11 protein-coding genes are annotated in these 13,765 nt (G+C 61.9%); 10 read left to right on the forward strand and 1 reads right to left on the reverse strand.

All coding sequences use genetic code 11. The annotated features are described in order from the left end of the window. The first annotated feature begins 3 nt into the window (after window positions 1-3). The 8 genes from AC07V4_RS20710 to AC07V4_RS20745 all read left to right on the forward strand — a co-directional run bounded on the left by AC07V4_RS20710 (window position 4) and on the right by AC07V4_RS20745 (window position 10,765). On the forward strand, window positions 4-1,164 hold the full coding sequence (locus AC07V4_RS20710; protein WP_492638082.1) for an acyl-CoA dehydrogenase family protein: 1,161 nt from the start codon (window positions 4-6) through the stop codon (window positions 1,162-1,164). An 18-nt stretch (window positions 1,165-1,182) separates the two neighbouring features. Next, the gene (locus tag AC07V4_RS20715; protein WP_492638081.1) at window positions 1,183-3,291 is read left to right on the forward strand and encodes an acetate--CoA ligase family protein; all 2,109 of its coding nucleotides are present in this window, start codon (window positions 1,183-1,185) and stop codon (window positions 3,289-3,291) included. After that, window positions 3,281-4,888, forward strand: coding sequence for a 5-guanidino-2-oxopentanoate decarboxylase (locus AC07V4_RS20720; RefSeq protein ID WP_492638080.1), 1,608 nt, complete (start codon window positions 3,281-3,283; stop codon window positions 4,886-4,888). The genes AC07V4_RS20715 and AC07V4_RS20720 overlap by 11 nt, the downstream gene beginning before the upstream one ends. A gap of 19 nt (window positions 4,889-4,907) precedes the next feature. Further along, window positions 4,908-6,494 carry an ABC transporter substrate-binding protein gene (locus AC07V4_RS20725; RefSeq protein WP_492638079.1) on the forward strand — a complete coding sequence of 529 codons (1,587 nt, stop codon included), beginning with the start codon at window positions 4,908-4,910 and terminating at the stop codon, window positions 6,492-6,494. Between the two features lie 147 nt (window positions 6,495-6,641). After that, window positions 6,642-7,601, forward strand: a complete 960-nt coding sequence (locus tag AC07V4_RS20730; RefSeq protein ID WP_492638078.1) for an ABC transporter permease — start codon at window positions 6,642-6,644, stop codon at window positions 7,599-7,601. A gap of 3 nt (window positions 7,602-7,604) precedes the next feature. Continuing rightward, entirely contained in the window at window positions 7,605-8,432 is an 828-nt protein-coding gene (locus AC07V4_RS20735) for an ABC transporter permease (protein ID WP_492638077.1), read from the forward strand. A 2-nt stretch (window positions 8,433-8,434) separates the two neighbouring features. Then, window positions 8,435-10,054 carry an ABC transporter ATP-binding protein gene (locus tag AC07V4_RS20740; protein ID WP_492638076.1) on the forward strand — a complete coding sequence of 540 codons (1,620 nt, stop codon included), beginning with the start codon at window positions 8,435-8,437 and terminating at the stop codon, window positions 10,052-10,054. A gap of 9 nt (window positions 10,055-10,063) precedes the next feature. Then, window positions 10,064-10,765 carry an NAD(P)H-dependent oxidoreductase gene (locus AC07V4_RS20745; RefSeq protein ID WP_492638075.1) on the forward strand — a complete coding sequence of 234 codons (702 nt, stop codon included), beginning with the start codon at window positions 10,064-10,066 and terminating at the stop codon, window positions 10,763-10,765. A 118-nt stretch (window positions 10,766-10,883) separates the two neighbouring features. On the opposite strand, the gene AC07V4_RS20750 is transcribed toward AC07V4_RS20745, so the two are convergent. After that, a complete protein-coding gene (locus AC07V4_RS20750) occupies window positions 10,884-11,966 on the reverse strand; it encodes a 3-deoxy-7-phosphoheptulonate synthase (RefSeq protein WP_492638074.1) in 1,083 nt (360 codons plus the stop codon). A 610-nt stretch (window positions 11,967-12,576) separates the two neighbouring features. Here AC07V4_RS20750 and AC07V4_RS20755 point away from each other — a divergent pair. Together AC07V4_RS20755 and AC07V4_RS20760 are read left to right on the forward strand one after the other, a co-directional pair. Next, on the forward strand, window positions 12,577-13,326 hold the full coding sequence (locus AC07V4_RS20755) for a carbon-nitrogen hydrolase family protein (RefSeq protein ID WP_492638073.1): 750 nt from the start codon (window positions 12,577-12,579) through the stop codon (window positions 13,324-13,326). Beyond that, window positions 13,327-13,758: a GNAT family N-acetyltransferase gene (locus AC07V4_RS20760; RefSeq protein WP_492638072.1), complete on the forward strand. Its 432-nt coding sequence runs from the start codon at window positions 13,327-13,329 to the stop codon at window positions 13,756-13,758. The last annotated feature ends 7 nt before the right edge of the window (window positions 13,759-13,765 follow it).

A 13,765-nucleotide genomic window follows, 5' to 3' on the forward strand; every position in this document is an offset into this window, starting at 1 on the left:
GCCATGAATTTCCAACTCAGCCAAGAACAAGACATGTTGGTGGACGCGGTACGCAGTTTTGTCGCCAAGGAATTATTGCCCCATGAAGAGGCGGTGGACCGGGCCGACGCCGTTTCGCCGGAATTGGCCGCGCAGATCCGCGACAAAGCCATCGCCGCTGGTTTCTACGCCTTCAACATGCCGGAAGAGGTTGGCGGCGGTGGCCTGGATTACCTGTCCCAGGCGCTGATCGAGCGTGAGTTGTCCAAGGTCTCATGGGCGCTGCATGTGTTCGTCGCCCGGCCGTCCAAGATCCTGATGGCCTGCACCGGCGCGCAGATCGGCGACTACCTGTTGCCTTGCGTGCAGGGCAAGAAAATCGACTGCTTCGCCCTGACCGAGCCCGGTGCCGGTTCCGACGCCAACGCGATCAAGACCCGCGCCGTGCGCAGTGGCGATGATTTCGTGATCAACGGCAGCAAGCACTTCATCAGTCATGCCGGGCACGCCGATTTCGCCATTGTGTTTGCGGTGACCGACACCTACGAACACAACGGTCGCCAACGCAATGCGGTGACGTCATTCCTGGTGGACCGTGGCACCCCCGGCATGACCATTCGCCGTGGCCCCAAGTGTGTGAGCAACCGTGGTTATCACACCTATGAAATGTTCTTCGACGACTGCCGCGTCCCCGCGTCCCAGGTGCTCGGTGAAGTGGGTAAAGGTTGGGACGTCGCCAACGCCTGGCTCACCGCCGGCCGCGTGATGGTCGCTGCCAACTGCGTCGGCCAGGCCCAGCGTGCGTTGGACGTGTCGCTGCAATGGGCGGCGGACCGCAAGCAGTTCGGCCAACCCATCGGCACTTATCAAGGCGTGAGCTTCAAACTGGCCGACATGGCCACGCAGATTCGCGCCGCCGAACTGTTGACCCTGCACACCGCCTGGAAGATGGACCAAGGCAGTATGACCGACGGTGAAGCCGGCATGGCCAAGCTGTTTGCCAGTGAAGCCCTGGGCAAAGTCGCTGATGAAGCCGTGCAGATATTCGGTGGTATGGGCTTGATGGATGAAGGGCCGGTGGAGCGCATCTGGCGCAACGCACGGATCGAGCGGATCTGGGAAGGCACCTCGGAAATCCAGCGCCACATCATCGCCCGTGAACTGCTGCGGCCACTGTTGCGCTGATTGGCGCGGAGAACGCTTATGTCCCAGGCTATTCGCGACAACCTCAAGCGCCTGCTGGCGCCCCGGCACTTGGCATTCGTCGGCGGGCGCAGCATGGCCCGTGCGCTCAAACGTTGTGCCGACGGTGGTTTCAGCGGCCCGATGTGGCTGGTCAATCCGCAGCATGACAACCTCGATGGCATTCCCTGTGTGCGCCGCATTGCCGACTTGCCGTGCGGCCCGGACGCGGTGTTTATCGCCACCAACCGCGAGCTCACGCTGGCGTGCGTTGCCGAGCTGGCGGCCATCGGGGCCGGGGGCGCAATCTGCTACGCCTCGGGGTTTGCCGAAACCGGCGCCAGTGGTGCAGCGATGCAACAGCAGCTGTTAACTGCGGCAGGCGACATGGCCTTGCTTGGCCCCAACTGCTACGGCCTGCTGGACTACTTGCACAGCGCGGCACTGTGGCCGGTGGCCCACGGCGGTAAAGCGGTGGAGAAGGGCGTGGCGGTGCTGACCCAAAGCGGCAACTTCGCCTACAACCTGTCGATGAGCGACCGTTCGTTGCCGGTGGCCTATATGGCCTCGGTGGGCAACCAAGCGCAATTGGGCGTTGCCGAGTTGATGGATGTGCTGCTCGATGAGCCGCGCGTCACTGCCATCGGCCTGCACCTGGAAGGCTTGAAGAATGTGCCGGGGTTTGCCCGTGCGGCGCACAAGGCGCTGGAGAAGGGCATTCCGATCATCGCCCTGAAAACCGGCGTGTCGCAGATCGGTGCCGAGTTGGCGCTGAGTCATACCAGTTCGTTGAGCGGCTCCGATGCGTTGTACGACAGCCTGTTTTCGCGGCTGGGCGTCATTCGCGTCAGCGGGCCGGTGAGTTTCGTCGAAACCCTGAAGGCCGCCGCCTGCGGCAATCTTCCTGGTGGCAACAGCCTCATCGCGTTGGCCTGCTCGGGCGGTGACGCGGGGCTGATCGCCGACTACGCCGAACGCAATCACTTGGCTCTGCCGGCACTGGACGATGACCAGCGTACTGAGCTGGCCCAGGTATTGCCCAGCTATGCCAACCTGGTCAACCCGCTGGACTTCACCACCGCCATCTGGGGCGACCGTGAAGCGCTCAACGCTATGCTCGACACCGCCCTGCGCACCGACGCCGACGCGGCGATGCTGGTGTTGGATTACCCGGCTGAATTTACCGGCGAGCGCAAGGAGTGCGACCTGTTGCTGGCGCTGTTCTGCGATGCGCTCAAGCGCCATGGCAAGAGCGGCTTCGTCACCTCGGCCTTTCCCGAGTTGCTGCCGGCTCATGCCCGCGAGCGTCTGCATGCCCAAGGCATTGCCGCGCTGCAAGGTGTAGAAGATGCGCTTACGGCTTGGGGGCGGATTGCCGACTATCAACGCCATCGTTGCGTGTTGCTGGAGCGGGGTGAGTCGATCCTCGTTCCGCTATGTCCGCAGGCCCTGGCAAGCCAAGGCGTGGCCCTGGATGAGTGGGCATCGAAGCAGGCGCTGCGCGCTTTTGGCTTGAACACTCCCGAGGCTGTGTTGAGTACGCCGGAACACGCGCTCAGTGATGCGCAACGCCTGGGTTACCCGTTGGTGCTCAAGGCTGTCAGCGCCGAGCTACCCCACAAGACCGAAGCGGGTGCCGTGGTGCTGAACCTGCAAAACGGCATGGCCCTGACCGCTGCGCTTGCGCAGATGCGCGAGCACCTCGGTGCGTATGCACCCCATGTCGCATTTGACCGTTTGCTGTTGGAAGCCATGGCCACGCCACCGCTGGCTGAGTTGATCGTGGGTATCAAGCGCGAAAACAACTTTGGCCTGGCCCTGGTCATCGGCGCCGGGGGCATCCTGGTGGAACTGCTCAAGGACAGCCGCAGCCTGCTGCTGCCCACCACCGACGATGCCATCCGCCACGCCTTGCTCAGCCTGCGCAGCGCCGCGTTGCTGCAAGGCTTTCGTGGGCGTGAAGTGGCGGATATGGACGCGCTGGTGGCGGCTATCCGCGCGGTAGCTGACTACGCCTGCACCCACGTCGGGCAGTTGTTGGAGCTGGATGTGAACCCATTATTGGTCAATGCCCGGGGCGCTACAGCGGTCGATGCATTGATTCGTCTAGGAGATGACCATGCACGATAAGACGATGACAGGCGGCCAGGCTCTTGTGCGCTTGCTGGCCAATTATGGCGTCGACACGGTATTCGGCATCCCCGGGGTGCACACCCTGGAGTTGTATCGCGGCCTCCCCGGCAGTGGCATTCGGCATGTGCTCACACGCCATGAGCAGGGCGCCGGCTTTATGGCTGACGGTTATGCGCGGGTAAGCGGCAAACCGGGCGTGTGTTTTGTGATCACCGGTCCGGGTGTGACCAATGCCGCCACGGCCATCGGCCAGGCCTATGCCGACTCGATTCCGATGCTGGTGATCTCCAGCGTCAACCACACCGCCAGCCTCGGCAAAGGCTGGGGCATCCTGCACGAGACCCAGGACCAGCGAGCGATCACCGCGCCGATCACGGCGTTTTCAGCGGTGGCGCTGAGTACCGAAGATTTGCCCGAACTGGTTGCCCGTGCTTATGCGGTGTTCGACAGCGAGCGGCCACGGCCGGTGCATATTTCGGTGCCATTGGATGTGTTGGCGGCGCCGATCAAAAGGGACTGGAGCCACGAGGTGGTGCGCCGCCCTGGACGGGGTCTGCCATCGGCCGAGGTGCTGGAGCAAGCGGTGGTCAAGCTCGCGGCAGCCAAGCGCCCGATGATCATTGCTGGTGGCGGTGCGCTGGCGGCGGGCGAGGCCTTGCAGCGCTTGAGTACGCGACTGGCCGCGCCGTTTTTCACCAGTGTCGCCGGTAAGGGACTGCTGCCGAGCAATGACCCGCTGAATGCCGGCGCTACACTGTGCGTCGAGCCCGGCTGGCAACTGATCAGCGAGGCCGATGTGGTGCTGGCCGTCGGTACCGAGATGGCCGACACCGACTATTGGCGCGAGCGTTTGCCTATCAAGGGCGAGCTGTTGCGTGTGGATATCGACCCGCGCAAATTCAATGATTTTTATCCCTGTGCCGTGGCGTTGCGCGGCGATGCTCAGCAGACGCTATTGGCGTTGCTGGAACGCCTGCCAACACCACCACGTAACGCTGACGTGGCCATGCAAAAGGTCGCGGCATTGCTTGAGGCCATCGAGCTGGGCCATGGCCCTTTGCAGTCCATCCACCAGGCCATTCTCGATCGCATCGAAGCCGAGCTTCCCGCCGACGCCTTTGTCAGCAGCGACATGACCCAATTGGTCTACACCGGCAACTATGCCTATCGCAGTCGCGCGCCGCGCAGTTGGCTGCATCCCACCGGCTACGGCACCTTGGGCTACGGCCTGCCCGCAGGCATCGGCGCCAAATTCGGCGCGCCGCATCGGCCGGGTTTGGTGTTGGTGGGCGATGGCGGTTTTCTCTACACCGCTCAGGAACTGGCCACCGCCGTTGAAGAGCTAGACAGCCCGTTGGTGGTGCTGCTGTGGAATAACGACGCGCTTGGCCAGATCCGCGACGACATGCTGAACCTGGACATCGAACCCATCGGCGTACTGCCGCGCAACCCGGATTTTGCGCTGTTCGCCCAGGCGTTCGGCTGCACGGTAAACCAACCCAGGAACCTGGATGAATTGCAGACGGACTTGCGCAACGGTTTCAAACGCAATGGCGTGACCTTGATCGAGCTGAAACACGCCTGTGCCTGTTGACCTTTAGAGGAGCAAGACCATGAGCGAAAACAACAACAAAATGACTCAAGCGATGCACCGACGGGACTTTCTCAAGCACAGTGCGGTAGCGGGTGCGGTGGCGGCGGCGTTGTCCATGGGCCTGCCGTTGCAGGCGTTCGCTGAAGAGGCAGCGCCCAAGTCGGGCGGCGTGTTGCGTCTGGGCCTGGCCGGGGGCAGCACCACCGATTCGCGTGACCCTGGCTCCTGGGTCGACACGTTCACCTTTGTCGGCTTTTCGGCGGTGTACAACACGCTGACCGAAATCGCCGTTGACGGCACCGCCATTCCTGAACTCGCCGAACGCTTTGAATCTACCCCGGATGCGCGGGTGTGGACCTTCCATCTACGCCCGGGCGTGACCTTCCATAACGGCAAAAACCTCACCGCCGAGGATGTGGTTGTTTCGATCAACCACCACCTGAGCAAAGACTCCACCTCAGCGGCCAAGACCGTGCTCGGCGATGTTGCCAGTGTCAGTGCCAAGGGCAGTGATGCGGTGGTGTTCGAGCTGCATTCGGGCAATGCCGACTTCGCTTATGTGGTCGCCGATTACCACCTGGTGATCATGCCCGCCAAGGACGGCGTGGCCGATTGGCAAGCCGGCGTGGGCACCAGCGGCTATCGCCTGAAAAGCTTCGAGCCCGGCGTGCGCATGGACCTGGAGCGCAACCCCGACTACTGGAAGCCTGGCCGGGCACATTTCGCCAGTGCCGAGCTGTTGGCCATCGCCGACGGCGCCGCGCGGGTCAATGCGCTGGTCACCGGGCAAGTGGATGTGATCAACAAGGTTGACCTGAAAACCGTGGCCTTGCTCAAGCGCAACCCAAGCCTGGTGATCGAAGAAACCAAAGGCGCCCAGCACTACACCTTCCCGATGCTATGCGACAGCAACGAATTCAAGAACAACGACATCCGCATGGCGATGAAGCATGCGATCAACCGCGAAACGTTGCTCGCCTCGGTGCTGCACGGCTATGGCCTGGTGGGTAACGACCACCCGATCCAGCCCGGCAGCCGCTTTATCAACGCGGCTCTGGAGCAACGCGCCTACGATCCGGACAAGTCGCGCTTCTATCTGCGCAAGGCTGGCGTGGACGCCCTCAAGGTGCGCCTGCAAGCCTCCGACGCCGCCTACACCGGCGCGGTGGATGCCTCAGTACTGTTCAAGGAGCAAGCGCGCCAGGCCGGTATCGATATCGACGTGGTACGCGAGCCAGCCGACGGGTTCTTTTCCAATGTATGGATGAAGCAGCCGTTCACCACCTCGTTCTGGTACAGCAGCCTGACCGCCGACCGCATGTTCAGCATCGGCTACGCCAAAGGCGCGGCCTGGAACGAAACCCACTGGGACAACACGCGCTTCAACCAACTGCTCACCGCCGCCCGTGGCGAGATGAACGCGCCACTGCGCCAGGAGATGTACAACGAGATGCAGGCGTTGTGCAGGGACGATGGCGGGGCGATTGTGCCGCTGTTTGCCAGCTCCGTGGCGGCGCGTTCGAACCGGGTAATGCATGGCACGCAAACGGCGCCCTATGGTGAGTTGGATGGTCTGCGCTTGATCGAGCGGTGGTGGCAGGCATAGAGACCTCCAAAACCATGAAGATCCCATGTGGGAGCGGGCTTGCCCGCGATAGCAGTAGGTCAGCTAGCCCATCTGTTAACTGTCAGAACGTAATCGCGGGCAAGCCCGCTCCCACATTTTCGACAGTGTCCAGTCAGGGAAAACCAAATGAATAGCTTGTTGAAACTGGTCCTCCAACGCCTGGCCCTCGGCCTGCTGTCGCTGTTCGCTGTCTCGGTGATCATCTTCCTCGCCGTAGGCATGCTGCCCGGCGACATCGCCCAGGCCATGCTCGGTCAGTCCGCCACACCTGAAACGGTGGCAGCCTTTCGTGCGCAATTGGGTCTGGATCTGCCGCCACTCACGCGCTTTGTGCAATGGCTGCTGCGCCTGTTGCACGGCGATCTCGGTGCATCATTGGCCAACCAGCGACCCATCGCCGAGCTGATCGGTGCGCGCTTGGGCAATACGCTGAGCCTGGCGACATTGGCGGCACTGGTCTCGGTGCCCACGGCCTTGGTGCTGGGGATGCTTGCGGCGTTGTATCGCAATAGCTGGTTTGACCGCCTGCTCAACACCTCGGCATTAAGCGCGGTGTCGTTCCCCGAGTTCTTTGTCGCTTACCTGCTGATCCTGGTGTTCTCGGTGAAGCTCGGCTGGTTCCCGAGCTTGTCCAACCTGGCGCCGGATGCGTCCCTGGGCACGATCCTGGAACGTTCGGTATTGCCGGTGGTGACCCTGAGCCTGGTAGTGATCGCACAGATGATGCGCATGACCCGCGCCTCTTTGATCAACCTGCTCGCCAGCCCCTATATCGAGATGGCCCGGCTCAAGGGCATCCGCCCGTCGCGGATTATCTGGAAGCACGCTTTGCCCAATGCGCTGGCGCCGATCGTCAACGTGGTGGCGCTGAACCTGGCGTATCTGGTGGTGGGGGTGGTGGTGGTCGAGGTGGTGTTTGTCTATCCAGGTCTGGGCCAATTGTTGGTGGATTCGGTGTCCAAGCGCGACATTCCGGTGGTGCAGGCCTGCAGCCTGATCTTTGCCGCCACCTACATCCTGCTCAACACCGGGGCGGACGTGTTGTCCATCGCCAGCAACCCACGCCTGATGCATCCGAAGGGGTAGACCATGAGCCTGTTGAGCCACGTAACCAGGGCGCCGTTGAGCGCCAAGTTCGGCCTGCTGATCATTGTGTTGTACATCGCGGTGGCGCTGTTCGCCCCGTTGCTGGCGCCCTATGGCGAAACCCAGGTGGTGGGCGAGGGCTTCGCGCCGTGGAGCGACCAGTTTTTGCTGGGCACCGATAACCTGGGGCGCGATATGTTCAGCCGCCTGGTATACGGTGCGCGTAACACACTGGGCATCGCGTTCCTGACCACGACACTGGCGTTTTTGCTGGGAGGCTTGAGCGGCCTGGTGGCGGCGATCAAGGGCGGTTGGATCGACCAGGGTTTGTCGCGGGTGGTGGATGTGCTCATGGCCATCCCGCAACTGATCTTTGCGTTGTTGATCCTCAGTGTGGTGGGGACCAACGCCACCTCGCTGGTGCTGGTGATCGCGCTGCTGGATTCGACCCGGGTGTTTCGCCTGTCTCGCGCCGTGGCGATGACCGTGGTGGTGCAAGACTTCGTCGAAGCTGCACGCCTGCGAGGCGAGGGCTTGTGGTGGCTGGTGACACGCGAAGTGCTGCCTAATGCCGCCGCACCGCTGATTGCCGAATTCGGCCTGCGTTTCTGCTTTGTGTTCCTGTTCATCAGCGCGTTGTCGTTCCTGGGCCTGGGTATTCAACCACCGACTGCCGATTGGGGCAGCATGGTCCGCGACAACGCGGTGTTGATCACCTTTGGTGATATCAGCCCGCTGTTGCCGGCCTTGGCGGTCGCGTTGATCACCGTCAGCGTGAACTTTGTCGTTGACTGGGTGCTGCATAAATCCAGCGGCCTGAAGGAGTGTTGAGGATGGAAAAGCCATTGCTGGAAGTCCGCAACCTGCAGATTGAGGGGCATTACGAAGAGGCCTGGCATCCACTGATCAAGGGCATTGACCTGACCTTGCAGCGCGGCGAGGTGTTGGGGCTGATCGGCGAGTCGGGGGCGGGCAAGTCCACACTCGGCCTGGCGGCGATGGGTTACGCGCGGGACGGTTGCCGGATCATCGGTGGCTCAGTGTGTTTTGACGGTATTCAGTTGCTGCATGCCAAGCCGGAAACGCTGCGCCAGTTGCGCGGCTTGCGTATCGCCTATGTGGCGCAAAGCGCAGCAGCGTCCTTCAACCCGGCCCATCGCCTGATCGATCAACATGTGGAGACGGCGGTGATCAACGGTGGTATCAGCCGTGCCCGCGCCGAGCGCGAAGCGGTTGAACTGTACCGCGTGCTGCGCCTTCCCAACCCCGAGACCATCGGCCAGCGCTATCCTCATCAAGTGTCCGGCGGGCAGTTGCAGCGGGTGATGACGGCGATGGCGATGGCCTGTCATCCCGACCTGATCATCTTCGATGAACCCACCACGGCCCTCGACGTCACCACCCAGATTGAAGTGCTGGCGGCGATCCGTGATGCGGTGAAAACTTTTGGCAGTGCCGCGCTGTACATCAGTCACGACCTGGCGGTGGTCGCACAGATGGCCGACCGCATCATGGTGCTGCGTCACGGCAAACTGGTGGAAGAGGCCGACACCCGCAGCATGCTCAGCCAGCCGCAGCAGGACTACACCAAATCCCTGTGGGCGGTGCGCAGTTTTCGTACGGAGCCCAAGGTGTGCCCGGCCCAGGAAAGGCCGTTACTGGAGGTGCGTCAGGCGAGCGCCAGCTACGGGCATCAACCGGTGCTGCATGAGGTGTCGATGCAGCTTTACCGTGGTCAGACCCTGGCGGTGATTGGCGAGTCGGGCAGCGGCAAAAGTTCTACTGCACGCCTGATTACCGGGCTGCTGCCGGCCACGGCGGGGCACGTACTGTATGACGGCGAGGCGCTGCCGGTGGATTTTCGGCAGCGCAGCAAAGAGCAGTTGCGGCGTATCCAGATGATCTACCAGATTCCCGATACCGCACTGAACCCACGCCAGCGCATCGTCGATATTATCGGCCGGCCGCTGACGTTCTATCTGGGGCTGAGGGGCAAGGCGATGCGCGCCCGCGTTGCCGAGCTGCTGGAGATGATCGAACTGGACCCGGCAACGTTCATGGAGCGCCAGCCACGGGAACTGTCCGGTGGGCAGAAGCAGCGCATCTGCATTGCTCGTGCCCTGGCGGCCGAGCCACAGGTGATCATCTGTGACGAAGTGACTTCGGCCCTTGATCAATTGGTGGCCGAGGGCGTGCTGAAGCTGCTCAACCGCATTCAACAGCAACTGGGCGTGGCCTATCTGTTTATCACCCACGACGTTGCTACTGTGCGGGCGATTGCCGATGAAGTGGTGGTGATGCAGCGGGGCAGGGTGGTGGACCACGGCAGCCGCAGCACGATTTTTACCCCGCCGTATCAGGACTACACCGGTCTGCTGTTTTCATCGGAGCCGGAGATGGACCCGGACTGGCTTGATCATTTGCTGGCCCAACGGGCCGCGCACACCGCTTGAGGAGTTCACATGAAGGTTTTGATTGTTCACGCGCACCCTGAACCGCAGTCGTTTACGGCTGCCTTGCGTGACCAGGCCGTCGCCACGCTGGAAGGCCAGGGACATGCGGTAAAGGTCAGTGATCTGTACGCCATGCAGTGGAATCCGGTGGCGTCGGCGGCGGACTTTTCGTCACGGGAAAACCCCGACTATCTGGTGTACGCTCTGGAGCAGCGTCTGGGTGTCAAGAAGCAGTCGATCGCAGCGGATATCCAGGCTGAGCTGGACAAGCTGTTGTGGGCCGACCTGCTGATCCTCAACTTTCCGATCTTCTGGTTCTCGGCACCGGCGATGCTCAAGGGCTGGATCGACCGAGTGCTGGTGTCGGGTGTGTGTTATGGCGGCAAGCGTTTCTACGACCAGGGTGGGTTGGCGGGCAAGCGGGCGCTGGTCACGGTGACCCTGGGCGGGCGTGAGCATATGTTCGGCGAGGGCGCGGTGCATGGGCCGCTGGAAGACATGTTGCGACCGATCCTGCGCGGTACGCTGGCGTACGTGGGGTATGACGTGCTGGCGCCGTTTGTGGCGTGGCATGTGCCGTACATCAGTGCTGAGGCACGGCAGGATTTCCTGGTGGAGTACGAGCAAAGGCTACAAGGGTTGGCGGATGATCAGCCCCTGATGTTCCCAAGGCTGGCACAGTTCGATGACGCGCTGTACCCCCTTTCTTGAGCCGAACACCGTTCAAGTGTGGGAGCTGGCTTGCCTGCGATAACGGTACATCAGCTACAGATTTGTAGCCGGACACGCCGCCATCGCAGGCAAGCCAGCTCCCACATTTTGATTTTCATCAACCAGTAATGGTGTGTTGTTGGCGCAAACGTTCTGCCGCACTGCGCAACAGTTGCTCGGTGCCGTCCCAGCCCAGGCAACCATCGGTCACCGACACGCCGTACTTCATCGACGCGCTCAACGGCTGGCAGCCTTCGAACAGGTGGCTTTCGAGCATCATGCCGATCAGCGATTTGTCGCCCTGCAAGCGCTGTTCCAGCACTTCGTTGAATACAGCGGGTTGACGTAGCGGGTCCTTACCGCTGTTGGCATGGCTGCAGTCGACCATGATCCGCGCCGTCACCTTGGATTTGGCCAAGTCGAGCTTCACCTGCGCCACGCTTTGCGCATCGTAGTTCGGTCCACGGTGACCGCCGCGCAGTACCAGGTGAGTGTCGGGGTTGCCGGGGGTCTGGATGATCGCCGGATGGCCCTGGCTGTCGACACCAAAGTGGCGATGTGGGTGAGACGCCGAGCGCATCGCATCACAGGCGATCGCGACGCCGCCGTCGGTGCCGTTCTTGAAGCCCACGGGCATACCCAGGCCGCTGGCCATCTCGCGGTGGATCTGCGATTCGGTGGTGCGTGCGCCAATCGCGACCCAACTGAGCAGGTCATCGAAGTAGCCAGCGGCCATGGGTTGCAGCAGCTCGGTGGCGACCGGCAGGCCCAGGCGCAGCATTTCGCGCATCAGCTCGCGGGACAGGGTGAGGCCGGCGGCCATGTCATCGCTGCCATCCAGGTGTGGATCGTAGGCCAGGCCTTTCCAGCCGATGGTGGTGCGCGGTTTTTCGACGTAGGCGCGGATCACCAGCAGCATCTGGTCGCTGACTTCCAGGGCCAGCTTCTTCAGATTGCGTGCGTATTCCATGGCCGATTGCGGGTCGTGGATCGAGCACGGGCCGACAATCACCAACAAGCGTGAGTCTTCACCATTGAGAATGGCGCGCACGGCTTGGCGATGGGCATGGACTTGTTCATTGAGGAACGGGCTGAGGGGGAGCTGGTGCTTGAGCTCAAGAGAGCTGGGCAGGCGCTGAGTCAGGGCTTCATTGGCGCTGTTCAGGTTCGAAACGGGCAGAGCGGCGGTGGCAGAGTTCATATTCAAGGCTTCCTGGGCAAGCGGCGGGCTGTTCCCGCGCGCTCTGCCCTACTGGGGTGTTCGACAATTGGCCGTATTGGCTACGCGTGTTGGCTTGCCACCAATAGGTGACCGATCGGAGGCGGCAGGCTGTCCCGAACGGAGCTTGCTAAATCGCCATGCAGTGGAAGTGTCGTAGCGGTAATAGGTGGCGTAGTTCATGTCGTATGTCCTTTAAGTGTTCTTGCTGAATAGGTGAGGGCCTGAAAAAACAAAACCCCCGGTCGGGGAGCCGACCGGGGGTTAGATTTCTCTGGTAGGCGACCCCTTGAGTAGTGGGCGCCGATTTCAGGTATCAGGCGCGCCAGTGGCTAAACCAATACCCAAAATAAAAGCTTACAGCTGCGCTCGAACCGCACGCACGGGGAGCCGATACCGAGCGCTGGGCGCTGGCAGCAGGGCAAACCTGAGTGTGGGTGAGTTGCAACATGGTATGTCTCCAAATGATGGGGGGAGCTTACTAGAGGCACGCAGGAGGATTCAATCAGTAATTTCTATCGCACAGGGGGACCGAGTGCTATGGGTCGAGATATGCTTGTCATACTTTTACAATGATTGCTGGGACGCGACTATGACTGCCTTGACCCTTGCTGCCGCTCAAACCGTCTCGATCGCAGGCGATGTGGCGGCCAATATCCAGCGGCACCTGTCGTTCATGCGCGCGGCTGCCGAGCACGGTGTGCAATTGCTGGTGTTTCCGGAACTGTCGTTGACCGGGTATGAACCTTCATTGGCCGCCGAATTGGCGATTGCTCCCGATGACGCGGTACTGGCGACGCTGCGCGAGATGGCGCGGGAATTGAGATTGACGGCGGTGGTCGGCATGCCGATTCGCCTGGCACCTGAGGCGGGTGTGTTGATTGCTGCGCTGGTGATGGGGGCGGACGGTTCTCTTGCGGTGTACACCAAGCAGCACCTTCATCCTGGCGAAGAGGCGGCGTTTGTTCCGGGGCACGGTGGTGCGGCACTTGAACTTGGGGATGAGCGGGTTGCGTTGGCGGTGTGCGCGGATTTTTCCCACGCGAGCCACCCACGTCAGGCGGCTGAGGCGCACGCGACTGTCTATGCCGCGGGTGTGTTGATCAGCGAAGGTGGCTACGTAAAAGACAGCGTTTTGCTCCAGGGGCATGCGGCCGAGCATGGCTTGCTGGTGTTGATGGCTAACCATGGTGGCCCATCGGGTGGCTATGTTTGCGCCGGTCGCAGTGCCATCTGGGCCGCTGATGGCGGTTTACTGGCCGCGGCACCTGGCGTAGGTGATGCGCTGGTGATTGCTCGTCGCGATGGCGCGGTGTGGGCTGGCCAAGTGGTAGCTCTCTGAATGGCGTTCCATCTGCGCCCCGCGACGGACCAGGACCTACCGTTCGCACGAACCCTGACTTATGAGGCCATGAGCGGTTATTACCTGCAATACGGCCTGGTGTGGTCCAACGATGGCTTCGATGTCGCCTGGGCGGGCCGCGAAAACTGGCTGATCTGCAATGACGATGCGGTGCTGGGTTTTATCAGTTTGAGCCGCGACAGCAGAGCGCTCTATATCCGCGAGCTACATATGCTCGAGGCATGTCGTGGGCTGGGCGCGGGCAGTTGGGTTTTGGAGCAGATGGCGCTCAAGGCGCAGGCACTGGGAGTGTTGCGTTTGACCGTGTTCAAGACCAACCCGGCCAGGAGACTCTATCTGCGCAGCGGTATGAGGATCGTCGGTGAAGAGCACTGCTTCTGGAGGATGGAGCGCGTCTGTCAGTCAAGCTAAACCCTAT

It is taken from the genome of Pseudomonas sp. GW821-FHT03A09 (assembly GCF_059421065.1).